Origin of the sequence: Streptomyces sp. NPDC005281 (genome assembly GCF_040607495.1) — a bacterium.
Lineage (GTDB): Bacteria > Actinomycetota > Actinomycetes > Streptomycetales > Streptomycetaceae > Streptomyces.
In genome coordinates this window covers 68,481-85,820 of the sequence record NZ_JBEXGX010000030.1, presented here as the reverse complement: position 1 = coordinate 85,820, position 17,340 = coordinate 68,481, and the positions used below count along the sequence as shown (strand labels likewise).

General features: G+C 69.8%; 18 protein-coding genes. 8 read left to right on the top strand and 10 right to left on the bottom strand.

All coding sequences use genetic code 11. The features are described from left to right. Window positions 1–91: 91 nt before the first annotated feature. Window positions 92–325 (bottom strand): FAD-dependent oxidoreductase, encoded by a 234-nt coding sequence (locus ABZV42_RS33090; protein ID WP_356055114.1) that lies wholly within the window; start codon window positions 323–325, stop codon window positions 92–94. Window positions 326–1,071: 746 nt separating this feature from the next. On the opposite strand from ABZV42_RS33090, the gene ABZV42_RS33085 reads away from it, so the two are divergent. Beyond that, window positions 1,072–1,404, top strand: coding sequence for an ANTAR domain-containing protein (locus ABZV42_RS33085; protein ID WP_355986104.1), 333 nt, complete (start codon window positions 1,072–1,074; stop codon window positions 1,402–1,404). A 60-nt stretch (window positions 1,405–1,464) separates the two neighbouring features. Here ABZV42_RS33085 and ABZV42_RS33080 read toward each other — a convergent pair whose 3' ends face one another. The 4 genes from ABZV42_RS33080 to ABZV42_RS33065 all read right to left on the bottom strand — a co-directional run bounded on the left by ABZV42_RS33080 (window position 1,465) and on the right by ABZV42_RS33065 (window position 6,314). Beyond that, on the bottom strand, window positions 1,465–3,171 hold the full coding sequence (locus ABZV42_RS33080; protein WP_356055112.1) for an aldehyde dehydrogenase family protein: 1,707 nt from the start codon (window positions 3,169–3,171) through the stop codon (window positions 1,465–1,467). Window positions 3,172–3,251: 80 nt separating this feature from the next. Continuing rightward, the gene (locus tag ABZV42_RS33075) at window positions 3,252–4,610 is read right to left on the bottom strand and encodes an MFS transporter (protein ID WP_356055110.1); all 1,359 of its coding nucleotides are present in this window, start codon (window positions 4,608–4,610) and stop codon (window positions 3,252–3,254) included. Between the two features lie 38 nt (window positions 4,611–4,648). Then, entirely contained in the window at window positions 4,649–5,572 is a 924-nt protein-coding gene (locus ABZV42_RS33070; protein WP_355986112.1) for a TauD/TfdA family dioxygenase, read from the bottom strand. Window positions 5,573–5,711: 139 nt separating this feature from the next. Further along, the gene (locus ABZV42_RS33065) at window positions 5,712–6,314 is read right to left on the bottom strand and encodes a TetR/AcrR family transcriptional regulator (RefSeq protein ID WP_355986114.1); all 603 of its coding nucleotides are present in this window, start codon (window positions 6,312–6,314) and stop codon (window positions 5,712–5,714) included. Window positions 6,315–6,432: 118 nt separating this feature from the next. On the opposite strand from ABZV42_RS33065, the gene ABZV42_RS33060 reads away from it, so the two are divergent. Beyond that, window positions 6,433–6,774 carry a DUF1801 domain-containing protein gene (locus tag ABZV42_RS33060; protein ID WP_356055108.1) on the top strand — a complete coding sequence of 114 codons (342 nt, stop codon included), beginning with the start codon at window positions 6,433–6,435 and terminating at the stop codon, window positions 6,772–6,774. A gap of 125 nt (window positions 6,775–6,899) precedes the next feature. Here ABZV42_RS33060 and ABZV42_RS33055 read toward each other — a convergent pair whose 3' ends face one another. After that, window positions 6,900–7,316 carry an arsenate reductase ArsC gene (locus tag ABZV42_RS33055; protein WP_356055105.1) on the bottom strand — a complete coding sequence of 139 codons (417 nt, stop codon included), beginning with the start codon at window positions 7,314–7,316 and terminating at the stop codon, window positions 6,900–6,902. A 107-nt stretch (window positions 7,317–7,423) separates the two neighbouring features. Between ABZV42_RS33055 and ABZV42_RS33050 the strand changes: the two genes are divergently transcribed. Next, window positions 7,424–7,732 carry a metalloregulator ArsR/SmtB family transcription factor gene (locus ABZV42_RS33050; protein WP_355986123.1) on the top strand — a complete coding sequence of 103 codons (309 nt, stop codon included), beginning with the start codon at window positions 7,424–7,426 and terminating at the stop codon, window positions 7,730–7,732. Window positions 7,733–7,769: 37 nt separating this feature from the next. Further along, the gene (locus ABZV42_RS33045) at window positions 7,770–8,558 is read left to right on the top strand and encodes an aquaporin (protein WP_355986125.1); all 789 of its coding nucleotides are present in this window, start codon (window positions 7,770–7,772) and stop codon (window positions 8,556–8,558) included. Between the two features lie 73 nt (window positions 8,559–8,631). On the opposite strand, the gene ABZV42_RS33040 is transcribed toward ABZV42_RS33045, so the two are convergent. Together ABZV42_RS33040 and ABZV42_RS33035 are read right to left on the bottom strand one after the other, a co-directional pair. Further along, window positions 8,632–9,144, bottom strand: a complete 513-nt coding sequence (locus tag ABZV42_RS33040; protein WP_356055103.1) for an N-acetyltransferase family protein — start codon at window positions 9,142–9,144, stop codon at window positions 8,632–8,634. 23 nt (window positions 9,145–9,167) lie between these two features. Next, the gene (locus tag ABZV42_RS33035) at window positions 9,168–9,542 is read right to left on the bottom strand and encodes a metalloregulator ArsR/SmtB family transcription factor (RefSeq protein WP_355986131.1); all 375 of its coding nucleotides are present in this window, start codon (window positions 9,540–9,542) and stop codon (window positions 9,168–9,170) included. A gap of 335 nt (window positions 9,543–9,877) precedes the next feature. Between ABZV42_RS33035 and ABZV42_RS33030 the strand changes: the two genes are divergently transcribed. Then, window positions 9,878–11,290, top strand: coding sequence for an FAD-dependent oxidoreductase (locus tag ABZV42_RS33030; RefSeq protein ID WP_356055101.1), 1,413 nt, complete (start codon window positions 9,878–9,880; stop codon window positions 11,288–11,290). 182 nt (window positions 11,291–11,472) lie between these two features. Here the strand turns inward: ABZV42_RS33030 and ABZV42_RS33025 are convergent, their stop codons facing one another. Continuing rightward, window positions 11,473–12,123 carry a GAP family protein gene (locus ABZV42_RS33025; protein WP_355986134.1) on the bottom strand — a complete coding sequence of 217 codons (651 nt, stop codon included), beginning with the start codon at window positions 12,121–12,123 and terminating at the stop codon, window positions 11,473–11,475. A gap of 383 nt (window positions 12,124–12,506) precedes the next feature. Between ABZV42_RS33025 and ABZV42_RS33020 the strand changes: the two genes are divergently transcribed. From ABZV42_RS33020 to ABZV42_RS33010, 3 genes are all read left to right on the top strand, one after another. After that, window positions 12,507–14,138, top strand: a complete 1,632-nt coding sequence (locus tag ABZV42_RS33020; protein ID WP_355986137.1) for a sulfite oxidase — start codon at window positions 12,507–12,509, stop codon at window positions 14,136–14,138. A gap of 87 nt (window positions 14,139–14,225) precedes the next feature. Next, a complete protein-coding gene (locus ABZV42_RS33015; protein ID WP_356055099.1) occupies window positions 14,226–14,885 on the top strand; it encodes a fasciclin domain-containing protein in 660 nt (219 codons plus the stop codon). A gap of 505 nt (window positions 14,886–15,390) precedes the next feature. Then, complete coding sequence (locus tag ABZV42_RS33010; protein WP_356055097.1) at window positions 15,391–16,095, top strand: hypothetical protein; 705 nt, start codon at window positions 15,391–15,393, stop codon at window positions 16,093–16,095. Between the two features lie 326 nt (window positions 16,096–16,421). Here the strand turns inward: ABZV42_RS33010 and ABZV42_RS33005 are convergent, their stop codons facing one another. Beyond that, window positions 16,422–17,198 (bottom strand): polysaccharide deacetylase family protein, encoded by a 777-nt coding sequence (locus ABZV42_RS33005; RefSeq protein WP_355986144.1) that lies wholly within the window; start codon window positions 17,196–17,198, stop codon window positions 16,422–16,424. Window positions 17,199–17,340 lie beyond the last annotated feature (142 nt).

The following is a 17,340-nucleotide window of genomic DNA, read 5'->3' as shown; positions in this document are numbered from 1 at the left end:
GCCCGGCATCTCACCCGCACGAGTGCTTGAGGCCGCTACGGGCGGGTGCGGCAGGCGGTGGCGTCGCAGCAGGAGTCGGGTGTCGCCGTGGTCACTGGTGTGGCGATGTTGTCGAGTTTGTCAGCGTGCGCGAATGTTGAAACAGGGCCTCGGGGTCATCGGCCAGGACGTCGACTGCGGCGGCAGACCGGGCTCGTCGACCGCGAGTGGGGTGGTGCACGGGTCCGATCACCAGGACATCGGCGCCGGCACGGCTTGCGTACTTCGCGGCGGCCGATCCGAACATGCCCGCACCCACCACGACCACATCGGCTTCTTCGATCACAGCAGCACCTCCGTAACCGCGAACGAACTCGAGCCGACGGGCTCGGCATCACGGCACCACTTGTGCCCTGCCCTGCCTGCGGTGCCGTGTCCTGTCGGGCCCTGTCTCCCGCAGCTTTCCCCGGGCGGCTCGTCTCCCGTGCCCCGAACACGCGGGATCGACCGGCCTCACCCGAACAGCCGGACTGGGGACCACGGCTGATCGGCCCTTCCTCGCCCAGCGGCAGCCCGGAAATCTCAGCCCGCTGAAGCACCATCCGTGCCGAGGGTCGACAGGCCATCGTGCAGCAAGCCCGGACCTGTCGCTTCGGCGGCGCGCGCCTTGTTCCGGTGGCGTTTACGGTCGTAACCGGCGGGCACGTTGATGGCGTGCTTCGGACCGAAGGCGCATGCTCCACGGGGATCGCTTCCCCGTCTGTGGGCCTCCTTCGGCGGGCCGGCGGATCTCCGGACGGGGCGGCCCCTGACAGCCGTCGGCGGGTCCGGAATCACCTTTCGGCCCTGTCCAGAGACCACAGCGGGAGTGCTCACCAAGATGTCCCAACACCACCGGCAGGAGGATGCCGCCGACGCCCGCGAGGCCGACCGCGCGCAACCCGCCCACCCTGATGCTCCCGGCGCCCGCGCGCCCTTCCCACGGGCGAAGTGTCACGACCGCCAGGTCCGGACAGTGGCCCCGAAGCCTGGTCCCAGGAATCCGTTCCTGGCCTGGAAGTGGATGCGGACCTTGAAGCCGGTGAGGCCGGAGTGAGCGCCGGGACCCGGCCGGGCGAAAATGCCGTGGACGCCGCCGACGGCCCGGCGGCGCTCCAGGAGCAGGCAGCCGGGCGGCAGCAGGAGGCCACGACACAAGAAGCGGTGATCGATCAGGCGACGGGGATCGTGATGGCCCTGGGACGCCTGAACGCGGACCAGGCCCGCGACATCCTCACCGAGGTCGCTCGCAGGGCCGGCATCGGACCGCGCCGTCTCGCCGGTCTCCTCACCGACTGGGCGTCCACCGGCGAGCTCAACCTCGGCGTCCGCATCGCCTTGGAGGAAGCCGTCAGAGGGCACAGCACCGGCCCCCACCGTCCGTGATCCGCCCCGGGAATGGGTGATCGACTGACAGTGGAGGCCTGGGCACGCATCCGAGGCCGGTCAGCTGCGGAGCGCGGAGGCGAAGAGGGCGGGCAGTTGGGCGATGCCGGGTGCGGCGGTGAAGCGGGTGAGCCGTTCGAGGGTGGTCCGGCCGGTTCGGCTCGTGACGAAGTACGGCGGGCGCGGGGAGAGCGAGGGGGAGCCGGTGAACAGGCCGCGGGGCGCGGGCGCGAAGGGCGCACGCAGCACGGTCTTCTCGACGCCGTCGAGCATGAAGGCGTTGTGGACGAAGCCCGTTCCGCTGCCGATGTCCTGGCGGGTGTGCCCGGGATGGGCGCCCCAGGGGGTGTAGCCGAGCAGGAATCCCACTCCGGACCAGCAGTTGACGCCCAGGGTGCCGTAGCGCAGCGCGGTGACGGCGTCCTGCACGGCGGCAGTTGAGGCCTTCTCGGTCCCTGGGTGGACGATCAGCGTGGCGCCGAGCGTGCCGGGCAGGGTGTCGTTGGCGAAGTCCACGGCGTGGCGCAGGAATTCCTCGGGGGTGCTGCCGGGAAGGCGCACCACCCCCAACGCGCTGGCGAAGACCTCGCTGGTGAGCAGAACGTCGTCGTGGCCGGCGATGTCCGGAACCAGGATCCGGCTCTCGTCGCCGAGGACTTCGGCTGACGGATGGGCGGCGCGAACGGCGGCCAGCCGCTGTGCGGCGCCGGGGTAGTAGTCGGTGCGCGGCTCCAATCGGCGCAGTACCGTGCGGATCTCGTCCAGGAGCCGCTCGGTGCCGGCCCAGTCACGTGGGAGCACGAGGACCTGGCTGCCGATGCAGTTGTGGCCGGAGTTGTTCATCTTGCTGGTGACGATGTGCTCGGCCTGGAACCGGTAGTCGGCCCCGCTCCACCGGCCCGGCACCACGATGCAGGGGCTGACCCCGCCCAGCTCGCTGGTGAACGGCTTGTCGATGAGCGGGGTGTCGTCCCGGCGCCGCTGCTCGGCCCGCTCGTCGGTGCCCCACAGGATGGCGTCGTGGGTCCGGTCGCTGCCGGTCACGTGGATGGAGTCCACGCCGTCGTGGGTCGTGAGATAGGCGCCTTCCGCGGCGCCGCCGTCGACGAACCGGACCCAGCCGCCCTCGACGAACTCGGCGAAAATCTTCTCGAAGTGGGGCCGCAGGTACGCGTTGACCGGGTTCATCTTGGCGACGACGACCTGGCCCTCGGCATAGAGCTTGTGGAGGATGTCGAGGGCGGTGATCGCGGCGACATTGCCCGCGCCGAGCACCAGCGCGACACCGGGGCGGCCCGCGGAACCCCGGTACTCGCCCGCGGCGTCGGCCAGGACCTGCGCGGGTGTGCTGCCCTCACGCATCCTCACCTCGGCGTGGTAGCCACTGAGCAGGAGGCGGTCCCAGCCGGTGACGGGGAAGACGTCGACGACGGTTCGCCCGTCCTCGCTGCGTACGGCGGTGGCCGCGACGGGGTCCTTGCCCGCGGCGATGCGGCGCAACACGTGCAGGAGGGCGCCGGTGTTCTGGGCCAGGGCCCAGGGTCCGCCGGCCCAGTCCTCGGCGGCCCAGGAGGAGTCGAACGCGTACCCCTTCGCCTGGGCGCCCGCGGCGGCCAACTCTTCGGCACTGTCGAGGATCCGCGGCATGAGCCGTTCCAGCAGCGCTATGCGTTCGTTGAGCGAAGTGGCGGTCCAGGACGCGGCGCGCAGGCGCAGTTCGCTCACTGCACTGTCCAGGGCGGGGGTGTCGAGCGTGGTGCTGTTCACGTCACTCCTTGACGGGGCGGGGCGGGGCAGGGCGGGGTGTGGCGGCGGTGGTCGGGCGGTGGTGGGGTGGCGCGAAGACGTTACGCGTTCAGGTGGCGCGCGTCACGCGCGGGGTCGACGAGGATGATGGCGGCCAGACCTCCGACGAGGAGCAGCGCACCCGCCAGGAGCACCGCGTGCTGGTAGCCGGCCGCGCCCTGGGCGTCGACCATGAAGCCGGTCAGGGCCGGAGCGATCAGCCCCGCCGTGGTCACCACCGCGTTCATCAGGCCCAGCGCTCCGCCGCGGCGCCCTTCGGGGACGATTTCGGCGACGGTGGTGACCGCGACGCCGGCCATCACCCCGCAGATACCGAAGCCGAGCACAAGCAGCGACACAGTGACCGGTCCGCGCGGAGCCGAGGGCAGGAGCAGGCAGGCCACGGCCGAGACGACCAGGGTGATGCCGCCGACACGGGCCCGGGCCCACCGGCTGCTCACGCCGCGCCGCAGCAACCAGCCGCTCAGCCCCGCCTGCCCGAGCATGGCCACGCCGTTGACCGTCCAGAGCAGGGCGATCAGGCTCGCCGTGGTGGTCGTCGCGTAACCCAGGCCGTCGTGCAGGTAGGAGGGCAGCCACACGAGTGTCAGGGCGACGCACCAGTAGGTGCTGAAGTAGGCGACCGTGACACTGATCCAGGTACGGGTGCCGAGGATGCGGCGGTAGGGGACGTCTGCCGGGGCCCCGCCGTCGGCCGCCCGCCTCGCCGAAGTCGCCTCCCGCGAAAGGCGCCGGGCGAGAGCCCCGGTGGGTTCGGCCGTGCCCGGCGCGGCGCTCGCGTACCGTCCCTCACGGCCGAAGAGGACCCATGCCGCCGCCCACAACGCGCCCGCCGCTGCGACCACGCCGAAGGCCGAGCGCCAGCCGTGATGATGGATCACCCAGGTCAGCCCGGGGGCCGCGACCACGACCCCCAGCGTGGTGCCGACGGTGACCAGGGCGCCGGGCAGGTTCCGGCGTTCGTCGGGGAACCACGACAGCGCGCTGTGCTGGGCGACGGGGAAAGCCGGGCCCTCCGCCGCGCCCAGCACGATCCGTGAGATCACCAGGACGGCCAGCCCGCCGCCCAGGGCCATCGGCAGCTGGGCCACCGACCACACCAGGGCCATGGTCAGCAGCAGCCGGCGCGGCCGTACCCGGTCGGACAGCAGGCCCACCGCGCCACCGCAGAGGGAGAACAGCAGGAAGAAGGCGCTGTTCGCCAGTCCGAACTCGGTCGCGGACAGGCCGAGGTCGTGGCGGATCGGATCGGCGGCGAGTCCGAGGACGCACTTGTCGGCGAAGTTGACCATCATGAAGACCACAAGCAGCGTGGTGACGGTCCACGCGCGGCGCGTGTGCCGGAGGTCGGGCGCCGGCGGCCCGGCAGATCTGAGGGGTACGACGTCGGTGTCGGTCACGGGGGCTCCGCAGGGGTTCGGAAGGCTGGAAGCGGGGCTCAGGCGAGCGGGACGCCGGCGATCGCGACGCGCTCCATCACGCGCCGCTGCGGGAAGTAGTCGTTGATCGCGTAGTGCTGGGTGGCGATGTTGTCCCAGATCGCGACCGAGTCCGCCTGCCAGCGGAAACGGACCTGGAGCTCGGGGATCCGGGCCTGTAGGCCGAGTTCGTGGAGCAGTTCCCGGCTCTCGTCCTCGGGCAGGCCCACGATGCGGGAAGTGAAGGGCTCGTTGACGTAGAGGGTCTTGCGTCCCGTACGCGGGTGCCGCACGACCACCGGGTGCTCGACCCGCGGGAGGCGCTCGCGCATCGCGGCGGTCTGTTCAGGCGTCATGAACGCGCCCCAGCTGGGCTCGAAGTCGTGCACCGCGGTGAGACCTTCGATACGGTGCTTCATCGCGTCGCTCAGGTTGTCGTACGCGGCGCCCATGTCGGCCCACATCGTGTCGCCGCCCGCGGGCGGGACCTCGATCGCGCGCAGGACGGAGCCCGTCGCGGGCGCGGCCATGAAGGAGTGGTCGCTGTGCCAGATGTTCTCGCTGCCGGCGGCCATCGCGTCCTTGGCCAGTCGGGAGACGCCGACGGTGTCACCCTTCGGGAAGAACGGGTTCGGCTCCGGCTCGCCCCAGACCGCGGAGAGTGCGATGTGGGACTTCGTGTCGAGGCCGTGCTGGTCACGGAAGAAGATCACCTTCCACTCCAGCAGAGCCTGCTTGAGCTCCTCGGCGAGTTCCTCGCCGATCGGCTGCGACAGGTCCACGCCGCTGATCTCGGCACCGATGTGCGGGGTCATGGGCGCGAGGTCCAGGAGACGGTACCGCGTCGTCGGCGCACCCGGCGCGGTGCGCTCCAGCACTCGTCGGCCCGCGTGGAACAGCGGCTTCTCGACAATGCAGCGGCTGGCGTTCGGAACGGTGTCCATGTGGTCCTCCACGGTCGCACCGGAAAATCGTTACCGGAAGTATCGATATTCGCGTGGGCGGGGGCAAGAGGCTGGTGGCAACAATCTTTGCCCGGGTGCGGGAGGCGCGGTCAGGCGTGCCGGGTCCAGGCCCCTGGGGTCAGGCCTGAGTGCCGAGCGCGCGGACCAGGAGATCGACCAGGTCGTCGACCAGGCGCGTGTCGGGCAACTCGCGCTCCGCCAGCAGACGGTAGACCAGCGGAGCGGCGACCAGAGTGGCCGCGGACCGGATGTCGACGTCCGTCCGGACCTCGCCGCGGGCGATCCCACGTTCGAGGATGGTCCGCGTCTCTCCCATGATCCGCTCGGCGAACTCGGCGTACACCCCGCGCGTACCCCCGGCCTCCGCGGCCGCGCCGATCAGCTCGGTCATCAGCCGGTCCGTCCCTGGACGCCGGTAAGCCGCCAGCCGAGCGGTGAGCACCTCGCGCAACTCCGCCCGCACATCGCCCAGGTCCGGGACCGAGAGCTCGCCGATACGCGTCTCGGCCGCCGCGATGATCATGGCCTGCTTCGTGGGCCAGCGCCGGTAGATGGCCGGTTTGCTCACCTTGGCACGCGCCGCGACGGCGTCCATGGTGACGGCGCCGATCCCGTCCGCCGTCACCAGCTCCACGACGGCGTTCAGGACGGCGCTCGCCACCCGCTCGTCCCGCGGGCGCCCCGGACCGCGCTCGGTCTTCTCTGTCCGCATGCCGACCATGGACCGAGGATACGAGCCCGGCTGCGCGCGCCCGGCACAGATCCGGGACGTACGGGAACCCGGTTGAGCGTCGGCCGGTTGCGGATGCCGAGGATGATGCGCGACCAGAATGGGTCGTATGAACGCTGGAGTGCAGACCTACCTCGACGGCATCGCATCCGAACACCGCCCCTTGTTCGACCGGCTGCATCGGCTGATTCTGGGGGCGTACCCCGAGGCCGGCCTGGTGCTGTCCTATGGGATGCCGACCTACCGGGTCGGCGACCGCAAACTGCATGTGGGGGTCTGGCAGCACGGGATCTCGATCTACGGGTGGGACCGGGACCGGGGTGCCGCCTTCGCCTCCCGCCACCCGAACCTCATCAAAGGGAAGGGAACCATCCAGCTGCGCTCCCGGGATGCGGCGGACATCACTGACGACGAGTTGAGCGAGCTCATTCGCGCCTCGCTGGAGAACTGACCGCCCCGCAAAGGACGTTCATTCAGGCGCGGCGCGGCGCGGGGCGGGGCGACGCGGACTGGACGTACCGCGGCGACAAGCGGTACGAGGTGATGAACCACAGAGCCAGGGCGAAGACCAAGTGGCTACCGCGTCCGAGGTGTTGGGGCGATCTCGTTGATGAGGCCCTCCACCAGCAGCTTGATCTCGTCGCGGATGGGCCGTACGGCGTCGACGCCCTGGCCGGCCGGGTCTTCGAGCTGCCAGTCGAGGTAGCGCTTGCCGGGGAAGACGGGGCAGGTGTCGCCGCAGCCCATCGTGACGCAGACGTCGGATGCTTGGACCGCGTCCACGGTGAGGATCTTCGGGGTCCGGGCGGAGATGTCGATGCCGACCTCGGCCATGGCCGCGACGGCGGCGGGGTTGACCCGGTCGCCCGGGTCGGAACCGGCGGAACGGACCTCGACGCGGTCCCCGGCGAGGTGGTTCAGCCACGCGGCGGCCATCTGGGAACGGCCGGCGTTGTGGACACAGACGAACAGCACGGAGGGCTTGTCGGCCATCGGAGGTCTCTCTTGGTCTCGCGCCCGCATGGCGGCGTAGGAGGACGCACGCATCACGCATCAGCGCCCAGTGGTGTCAGTCACCACTGATATGACAGTATCAGTGCATGCTGACGTCAGCCGACACTGATCTGATCCGCGTTCTGGCCGACCCGCTCAGGCTCCGGATCGTGACCCTGCTCGCCGAAGAGACGCTGTGCACCACCCACTTGGTGGAGGAGACGGGTGCTCGGCAGACCAACCTTTCCAACCATCTGAAGGTGCTGCGGGAAGCCGGGGTCGTGGAGACCGAGCCGTGCGGCCGGTTCACCTACTACAAGCTGCGCGCGGACGTCCTCGCCTCGCTCGCGAGCCAGTTCGCCGACCTGGCCGAGTCCGCCCGAGGTGCCGCCGGCAGGAAGCGGTCGTGCCCCTGACCCGTCGCCGTCCCGGCGACCGCACCAAGGAGTCCAGTTGACCGTCACGCACGAGTCCGCCGCGCAGCCGGTGACACCTGCCGCTGAGCCGCAGCCCGCCCCGGGTGCCCTCCCGCCGCGCAGGCCATTGCCGGCCCGGGCGGCCGCCGAACTGGTCGGTACCGCCTCCCTCGTCGCGATCGTGGTCGGCTCCGGCATCCAGGCCACGGAGCTCAGCAAGGACGTCGGTGTGCAGCTGCTGGCCAATTCCCTGGCCACCGTTCTTGGTCTCGGCGTGCTGATCCTCCTGCTCGGCCCTGTCTCCGGTGCGCACTTCAACCCGGTGGTCACACTGGCCGAGTGGTGGACGGGCCGCCGCGGTGGCCCGGGCGTGACGATCCGCGAGGCCGCCGCGTATGTCCCGGCGCAGATCGCGGGTGCGATCGCCGGAGCGGTCCTGGCGGACGCGATGTTCGGCAAGCCGCTGGTGGAATGGTCCACCCACGACCGCTCGGCCGGGCACCTGCTGCTGGGCGAAGTCGTCGCGACGGCCGGCCTGATCCTGCTGATCTTCGGTCTGGCCCGCACCGGCCAGTCGCGCTCGGCCCCCGTGGCCGTCGCTGCCTACATCGGCGCCGCGTACTGGTTCACGTCCTCCACGTCCTTCGCGAACCCGGCGGTGACGATCGGCCGGACCTTCACCGATACGTTCGCGGGCATCGCGCCCGGCTCGGTGGCAGGGTTCATCGGCATGCAGCTGATCGGCGCCGTGGTCGGGCTCGCGCTGGTGACACTCGTCTTCACTCCGGCTCCGGGTCCGACAGCCGAAGACCCTGCGAGCGAGTGACGCGCACGTTGTAGGTGATGGTGACCGGCGGTGGACGGGTCGGGCTTGCCGCCGGGCCGAAGCATCGTGCGCGTCAGACCACCGTACGACTGCGGCGTTCGACAAGGACCACGTCCCGCCAGCGACCGTGGTGGCGGCCGATGCCCTCACGTGTGCCGATCACGCGGAACCCGGCCCGCTCGTGCAGCGCGATACTGGCGGGGTTCTCGGGGAAGATGCCGGATTGGATGGTCCAGATCCCGGCCGCCTCGGTGGACTCGATGAGTGCCTTCAGCAGCGTGGTGGCAACCCCTCGGCCGCGGGCCGCCGGCTGTACGTAGACGGAGTGCTCGACCACACCCGCGTACGCGCACCGGTCGGAGACGCCGCTCACGGCCACCCAGCCCAGCACCGTGCCGTCGGCGTCCTGAGCGGCGAAGCGGTGTCCGGGCAGCTTCGCCGCATCGAAGGCCTCCCAGGTCGGGGCGAGCGTCTCGAAGGTGGCGTTGCCTTCGTCGATTCCTGCCTGGTAGATGGCCAGGACCTGCTCGGCGTGCTCCGGGGTCAGCGGCACGACCACCGCCGCGTTCGAGGACCCGCTCCCCATGACTGCCCCTCCCGGCGGTGTCATCAGACCGCGGACGGCGTCATGGTCAACAGCTTGGCCATCGCCGCCAGGCCGGACGGCTCGACGCGGTAGTAGACCCAGGTCCCGCGCCGCTCGGAGGTGAGCAGGCCGGCCTCCTTGAGCTTCTTCAGGTGGTGGGAGACGGTCGGCTGGGAGACGCCGACGTCGGAGATGTCGCACACGCACGCTTCGCCGCCCTCGTGGGAGGCCACGGCGGAGAACAACCGCAGCCGTACCGGGTCGCCCAGCGCCTTGAACATCCGCGCGGCGGTCTCGGCCTCCTCGGCGCCCATCGGGCGCTCGGTCAGCGGCGCACAGCACGGCACGACGTTCCGGCCGTCCGCTTCGAGGAGAGGCAGCACCTTCGCATTCGACATACATCTATGTTGACACATGTCGAAGCAGGCGAGTAAAGCTCCCTGCCGCCCTGCCGCCCTGCCGCCCTGCCGCCCTGCCGTCTGCCGTCACCGGACGCGGCTCCGACGTCGCGGCAGCGGCGTGCGCGTAGCTGGAGCACTCCGACCGCCGCTGTCCGCGGCGATGCCTGCGGTAATGCCCGTGGCCGCGCCTGCGGCGATGTCTGTGCAGGGCGTCGGGCGAGCGTCCACTGCCCATTGCTGCTTCGAGACCCATCTATGTTGACGACCGTCGATACAGGTGTCATTGTTACGGCGCAAGCCATCGACGAACGTCGAAACAATAGGAGTCGATCGTGAACGCCCGCGACACCACCGGCCTGCCCGTCGTCGTGATCGGGGCAGGTCCTGTCGGCCTGGCCGCCGCCGCACACCTGCTGGAACGAGGCATCGAGCCGCTGGTCCTGGAAGCCGGCCCGGTCGCCGGGGCCGCCGTACGCGAGTGGGCGCACGTGAGGCTGTTCTCCACCTGGAGCGAGGTCGTCGACCCGGCCGCCGAGAAGCTCCTGGCCCCCACCGGCTGGATCCGGCCCGACCCCTCCACCTACCCCAGCGGCGCGGACTGGGTCGACCTCTACCTCCAGCCCCTCGCCGACACCCTCGGCGACCGCGTCCGCACCGATGCCCTCGTCACCGGCGTCTCCCGCGCGGGACGTGACCGGATCGTCGACGCCGACCGCGAGCGACAGCCCTTCGTCGTCCACGTGCAGCACACCGACGGCCGCGAAGAGCGCCTGTTCGCCCGAGCGGTCATCGACGCCTCCGGCACCTGGACCACGCCCGGTCCGGCGGGCGCCGACGGACTGCCCGCCCTCGGCGAGCGCACAGCGGCCGAGAGGATCACCTACCGCGTCCCCGACCTCGAGAACGCCGCCGTCCGCGCCCGCTTCATCGGCAGGCGTACGGCCGTCGTCGGCACCGGAGCCTCGGCCTTCACCGCACTCGCTTTTCTCGCCGACCTGGCCAGGGCTGACGACGGGGCGGGAACCAAGGCGTTGTGGCTCCTGCGCCGCCCTCTCTCCGACTCCACGTTCGGCGGCGGTCAAGCCGACCGGCTCCCGGCCCGCGGCGCGCTCGGCCTCGCGGCCAGGACCGCGCTCGACGAGGGCCACGCGGACGCGGTCACCGGCTTCCGCATCGAGTCGGTCGAGCGTGACAGCGATGGTCGCCTGGTCCTGCTGGCCGAAGACGGCCGCCGCCTCGACCCGGTGGACGAGGTGATCGTGCTGACCGGCTTCCGCCCCGACCTGTCATTCCTGTCCGAGATCCGCCTCGGCCTCGATGAACGCCTCCAGGCGCCCCTTGCCCTCGCTCCGCTGATCGACCCCAACCAGCACTCCTGCGGAACCGTGCACCCCCACGGCCACCGCGAACTGGCCCACCCCGAACAGGGCATCTACCTGGTCGGCATGAAGTCGTACGGCCGCGCCCCCACCTTCCTTGCGATGACCGGCTACGAGCAGGTCCGTTCCGTCGCCGCAGCCGTCGCCGGCGATTTTCAGGCCGCCGACAACGTCGAACTCACCCTCCCCGAGACCGGGGTGTGCGGCGGCGCCGGACTCTTCGACACTCCCGGGGCGGATCAGACCGGCGGGGGCTGCTGCACCCCGGCGCCCCGACCGGTCCAGCTCACGACCCCGGCCGCTGTCCCCGTCGTCACCACTACGGCCGTCGCGGACGTGTCCGCGGGCGGCTGCTGCGGAGCGTGACCAGCCTCGACACGCCATCGTGACCAGCCTCGACACGCCTGTCCGCTGTCCGCGTTGGCCTGCGGCCGGCCGACAGGTGGCACGCCGCATGACGGTGAGGTGGACCCCGTAACGATGAGGCGACCGGTTTCGGTCCGCCCACGTGCGTACACGCAGGACCGTCGGGCCCCATCGCCCGACGGTCAGAGACCGGCGGAGCCCTCGATGACCAGGAGGACGCCGATCGCGGCCAGCACGACGGCCGTGACTCTCGCGTTGTGGGTCTCCAGCCAGGTCCGCGCCCGCTCCAACGGGGCCAGGATGCGATCTCCCGCGACGAGGTGCAGGAGCAGCGGGAGTGCAACGGTGGATGACGCGATCGCCGTGAAAACCAGCAGTGCGGTGGCAGAGCCCCCGGGACCGAGTTCGGCGGCACCGATGGTCAACCCGGCTGCTGCGGACAGCAGAAGGACCTTCGGGTTGGCAGCCGACAGCAGCAGTCCCAGCCGCAGGGCCTTGGCCGGTGTGGAGTCGGTCAGGGCCTGCATCCATGCCGGGGCGCCCTTGGTTCCGGAGCGCCACTGCCGTACGGCGGCCAGGAGAAGGATCACGCCGAGCCCGGCCTTCGTCCAGGACGCCCAGGCCGGTGTCTCCTCGCTCACCTCGATGGCGGCGGCCAGCGCGGAAAGCGCGGCCGTGACGATGACGATTCCGCTCGCCCATCCGGCGAGGAAGGCGCCCGCGGTTGTCCTGGGCCGCTGGGTGAAGAGCAGGAGGACCGCCGGAACGACGGGGAACGGCGACAGCGCGATGCCCAGCGCGAACGCTGTCACCTCACCGATCACGATGCCCACAGGCCACCCTCCTCAATGGAACGCTTCACGATCCCCGCTACGGACAGACCATCACACAACGCTGTTCGCGGATATGACCTGTGACCGCGCCACCTTGATTTCGGTCTCCTTCCTTTCGAAGTGATGCGCGCCCGTTTGTTTGTGTGCCAAAGCTTTCTGTCCCGGAGAAAAGGCGGTACTCGTTCTCTTTTCTCGGCGGATGCAGGGAGTCGAAGCCGGTTGCAGGATGAGGAATCGTGCGGTGAAGGGGGCCGTGTCGGCCTGAGGCATGCAAAGCGCAGTTTTGATCCGTAGCCGAACGCGTGGCGGATTGGTGGGAGATCTCTTTTCACTCGATCAGGTCCGGGACCAATCCGCGCGGTGCCCGGAACCGGATTCCCAGCGTGAGGGACGAGGAGAAGGACCAGAGAGCGCGGCCGAATTGGTCGCGTCTGGCGCTGGGCGCACTGAGTGGGGCGCTGGCCGGTTTCGCAGCGCTGGCGGTGGCCGAACTGGTCGCCGCGGCGGTGCGTCCGCAGTCCAGTCCGGTCATCGCGGTGGGCGGCGCGTCCATCGACGCGACGCCCGCTCCGGTCAAGGACTGGGCGATCCGCCACTTCGGCACCAACGACAAGCTCGTACTGCAACTCGGCATCCTCGCCGTGCTGTCCGTGCTCGCTCTGGCGCTGGGTGTGCTGGCGGTGCGCTTTAGGCGGGTCGGAGCCGCCGGGGTCCTTCTCTTCGGGGTCGTCGGGGCGGCGGCTGCCGTCAGCCGCCCCGACTCCACCAGCCTCACCGACGCACTGCCCTCCGTCGTGGGAACCATTGCCGGGGCTCTGCTTCTGTACGTACTGGTGAGCCGCCTGACCGCGGTGAGTCGGCCACCGGCGCCGGCTGGCGGGGCCGTGACCGGGCAAGCGGGAGACGATGCGCCCGCGCCCGAAGGGTGGGACCGGCGGGGATTCGTCCTGGCCGCCGCATCCGCCGCCGCGGCCTCTGTCGTGGTGGGCGCGGTCGGCCGGTCGCTGAACGCCTCGCGTGGCAAGGACGCGATCGCCTCACGCAAGAACGTCGTGCTGCCGAGGCCCGCGTCACCGGCGCGGCCGGTTCCCAAGAGGGCCGCACTGCGTGTCGCCGACATCAGCCCCTTCGTCACCCCGAACAAGGATTTCTACCGGGTGGACACCGCGCTGGTGGTGCCCAAGGTGGACGCCACCACCTGGCGGCTACGGATCCACGGCAAGGGTGTACGCCGCCCGGCCGCCTACTCCTTCGACGACCTGCTGCGCAGGGAGCTGATCGAGCGGGACATCACCCTGACCTGCGTCTCCAACGAGGTCGGCGGTCCCTATGTGGGCAACGCCCGCTGGATCGGCGTGCGGCTGGCCGACCTTCTGGCCGAGTGCGGGGTGAAGCCTCCCTCCCGGGGAGGCCCGGCGGACCAGTTGGTGTCCCGCTCGGTGGACGGCATGACGATCGGCAGCCCGGTCGAGGACCTCATGGACGGCCGCGACGCCATGCTCGCTCTCGGCATGAACGGCGAGCCGCTTCCCTTCGAACACGGCTTTCCGGTGCGGATGGTGGTCCCCGGCCTGTACGGCTTCGTCTCGGCCTGCAAGTGGATCGAGGACATCGAGCTGACCACCTTCGACTCCTACGACCCCTACTGGGTCAAGCGCGGCTGGGCCCGCAAGGCCCCGATCAAGACCGAGTCGCGTATCGACACTCCCAAGCCGTTCGCGCGGCCCAAGGCCGGTTCGGTGATGATCGCCGGGGTCGCCTGGGCCCAGCACCGGGGCATCGACAGCGTCGAGGTCAGTGTCGACGACGGTCCTTGGCAGAAAGCCCAGTTGGCAGCCGAGGACACCCGCGACACATGGCGCCAGTGGTCGATTCCCTGGCAGGCCACCAGAGGCAGCCACACCCTCACCGTGCGTGCCACCGACCGGACCGGCACCGTCCAGACCGACCGGCGCACCCGCACCATCCCCGACGGCGCCAGCGGGCGGCACTCCGTCGCCGTGACCGTCGACTGACCACCGGGCCCCGTGCCCTTTCCGGACCGCTTTCCCGTAACACCCCGAACGCAGCGCACCCGCTGCACCTTCCAACAGGAGAACATGATGAACACCCGTACGCGTCGCACCGCCGGCCTTCTCACCGTCGCCGCCGTACTGCCCCTGGCCCTGGCCGCCTGCTCCAACGGCAGCAGCGACTCGGCCAACTCCGACTCGTCGAGCAAGGCAGCGGCTCCGGCGGCGAGCAGCAGTGACGACATGGGGGCGGGCAGCAGCGCGAGCAGCATGGACCGGCCGTTCGGTCCGGCCTGTTCCTCCGTGCCGAAGAACGGCTCCGGCTCCTTCGACGGCATGGCCAAGGACCCGGTTGCCACCGCCGCCTCCAACAACCCGGCCCTCTCCACCCTCGTGGCGGCGGTGAAGAAGGCGGGCCTGGTCGACACCCTCAACAACGCGCAGAACATCACCGTGTTCGCGCCGACCAACGACGCCTTCGCGAAGATCCCGAAGGCCACCCTGGACAAGGTCCTCAACGACAAGGCGCAGCTGACGAAGATCCTCACCTACCACGTCGTCGGCCAGAAGCTCACCCCGAAGGACCTGGAGAACGGCTCCTTCGACACGCTGGAGAAGTCGAAGCTGATGACCTCCGGCTCGGGCGAGTCCTACACGGTCAACGACTCCGCCAAGGTTGTCTGCGGCAACGTCAAGACCGCCAACGCCAACGTCTACATCATCGACACCGTCCTCATGCCCAAGAGCTGACATACAGCGGACCAGGGACGCACGCCTTGCCCGGTCGCCTTGACCCAGGCGATTCCGGCGGTGTGCGTCCCTCGGCTCCGCGGGCCGGAGGACAGTGACACCCGTCTGGATCAGGAGAGTTCGGGGTGGCCGAGCGATGAATCCGGAGAGATAAGTTCAATTTCGCCCATGTCGCGACGCATATTTAGCTATACCTACCCCGACAGGGGATGTGGGCTATAGATTCACACCCCGACCGCACATCGACGCCATTGCCCGTCCGCAGGCAGGCGGTTGGAGCATGGGACAACGGGGGAACCGCGTGCGTACACGAGGGTTGTGGATCGGCCTTGCGGCCGTAGCCATCACAGCGGCCGGATGCGCGCCGGGCGCTCCTGATGCGCAGGGCAGTTCTTCCTCGCCAACGCCACCGGCTCCGGGCGCTGGTGGAACAACCGCCTCGCCAACCCTGACCCCTCAGCAGCAGGACGCACGCGCCGTCACCGACGCCATGGTCAAGCGGTCCGTGACCGCCTTCGACATCGACGCACGCAATCTGAGCGATCCCGCCGAATTCCATGGTCAAGGCCGCATCGACATGTCCTCCGGCGGTACCAAGGCCGCCGCGACCCATGTCCTTTACGAGCCCGGCGAAGACCCCTGGTTTCCCCCGGACGTCGTGGTGATCGGAAACCACGCCTGGGTGACCCCCGACAGCTCTCTCGACATCCGCAATGCCACCTACGGGCCGACCACCGACATCGGCAATGCCGGCGCCGCGACGGACAACCTCGACGTCAGCAACGCCCTGCAGACTCGGTGGCTGGCATCGCCGGAACACCTCGCAGCGTTGATCGTGCACGCCGATCACTACCGCGACACTGATCATACCGGGCGGGTGATCACTGGCCGAGTCTCCCTCGCGACCCTGGCATCCGACCCGACCGGAGCCTTCTTCTACCGCCCCTACGCCAAGGCGAGCCCAGGCGAAGGACTCACCTTCACCCTCATCACCAGCGCCAATTACCAGCCTGTGTCGCTGGAGATGACCATCCCTCTCCGCCACGGCACATCGGACAACCCGTCCCGGTTCGCCTCCGATCCCTTCTCCGTGAAGTACCGCGACTGGGCCAAGGGGGAACCCATCACCACACCCGCTCCATCCCCCTCGCCCCAGTGGGGTGGCATGCCGCCAGAGGCCATCGGCAATACCGCCCAGCCCTCCGCCTGAGCACGGCGTCCAACTTCCGACCGGTCCGACATCGTCCGCGTACATTGAGATCGTTTCATCCTGAAGTCGCTGGTCACAGGGCTGGTGTGGCCGATCGCGGTGGTGCTCGTGCTGGTCGGTGGCGTGATCGCTGGCAGGTGATCGTCTGCCATGGAGCGATTCGCCGGAACTGTGGGCCCTGGATGCCTGAGCCGCCTACTGTCCACGAGATCAAGGGAGTTCGCTGGAATGGGATGCCGAACGAGTCACCGGAGTACGGCGGAACCGGTGGCAGCCTCTTCCGTGGTGGCGAGGGGCCCAAGAGGCGGACGCTCGCGCGTCGTCAGTCACTTGTAGATCTTGCCGGGCTCGGCCTTGGCCGGAGCGAGCAGTTGGGAGACGGTCACGAAGGTGTAGCCCTGCTTGCTGAGCGCCTTCAGGATGGAAGGCATGGCCGGCACGGTGCCCTTGTGCAGCGGGTGGAGCAGGATGATCCCGTCGCGGCCGGCGCCGTCGAGCACGCGCTCGGTGATCAGCGCGGTGTCGTCCGTCTCGTAGTCCTTCGCGGTCACCGTCCACAGCACCTGCGCCATCCCCAGTTCTTTCGACACCCTGGAGACGCGGTCGTCGGTGCGGCCCTGGGGCGGGCGCATCAGCGTCGGCTCGCTGCCAGTGATGCCAGAGATGGCCCGTGCCGTGCGGCGCAGCTCGTCGCGGATCTGCGCATCAGAGACATCGGTCAGCACCGCGTGCGTCCAGGTGTGGTCCCCGATCTCGTGGCCGTCCTTGGCGATCCGCCGCACCACATCCGGGAACTCGTGGATGCGCCGGCCCTCGAGGAAGAACGTCGACGGCGCCTTGTACTCCTTCAGGAGGTCCATCAGCCGGTCGGTGGGTTCGCCCGGGTTACCGTCGAAGGTGAGCGCGATGCACTTGTCCTTGCGGCAGTCCGCCTGCCCCGACGGTAAGCGTGCCCCAGACGCGGTCCGGTCACGTACCTCGCGCGGGGAGTGCGTCTCCATCTTGTTCGCCTGGATGACCATGCCGACGGTCACCGTCACGGCCGCCACCACGGCCAGGGTCAGGAGTATGAGCAGGCGAGGCCGCCTCTTCAGGATCTTCATCTCAAGGAGAAGATTTCAGCGCCGGAAGGGTTGCCCGGCGGCCTCGATAGTGAGGCGGGACACGTGCGTGCAGCGCGTTTCAAGTGAGCTGCGGCGCCACGTGGGCTGCGATCCGCCCCAGCGCCTCTCCGACGTGCTCGGC

What these genes read in the sequence shown, in the direction of transcription:
- ABZV42_RS33070 (WP_355986112.1), bottom strand. Translation starts at nt 5,572, where the DNA reads ATGGACACCGTTCCGAACGCCAGCCGCTGCATTGTCGAGAAGCCGCTG.
- ABZV42_RS33065 (WP_355986114.1), bottom strand. Translation starts at nt 6,314, where the DNA reads ATGGTCGGCATGCGGACAGAGAAGACCGAGCGCGGTCCGGGGCGCCCG.
- ABZV42_RS33060 (WP_356055108.1), top strand. Translation starts at nt 6,433, where the DNA reads ATGAACGCTGGAGTGCAGACCTACCTCGACGGCATCGCATCCGAACAC.
- ABZV42_RS33055 (WP_356055105.1), bottom strand. Translation starts at nt 7,316, where the DNA reads ATGGCCGACAAGCCCTCCGTGCTGTTCGTCTGTGTCCACAACGCCGGC.
- ABZV42_RS33050 (WP_355986123.1), top strand. Translation starts at nt 7,424, where the DNA reads ATGCTGACGTCAGCCGACACTGATCTGATCCGCGTTCTGGCCGACCCG.
- ABZV42_RS33040 (WP_356055103.1), bottom strand. Translation starts at nt 9,144, where the DNA reads ATGGGGAGCGGGTCCTCGAACGCGGCGGTGGTCGTGCCGCTGACCCCG.
- ABZV42_RS33035 (WP_355986131.1), bottom strand. Translation starts at nt 9,542, where the DNA reads ATGTCGAATGCGAAGGTGCTGCCTCTCCTCGAAGCGGACGGCCGGAAC.
- ABZV42_RS33015 (WP_356055099.1), top strand. Translation starts at nt 14,226, where the DNA reads ATGAACACCCGTACGCGTCGCACCGCCGGCCTTCTCACCGTCGCCGCC.
- ABZV42_RS33005 (WP_355986144.1), bottom strand. Translation starts at nt 17,198, where the DNA reads ATGAAGATCCTGAAGAGGCGGCCTCGCCTGCTCATACTCCTGACCCTG.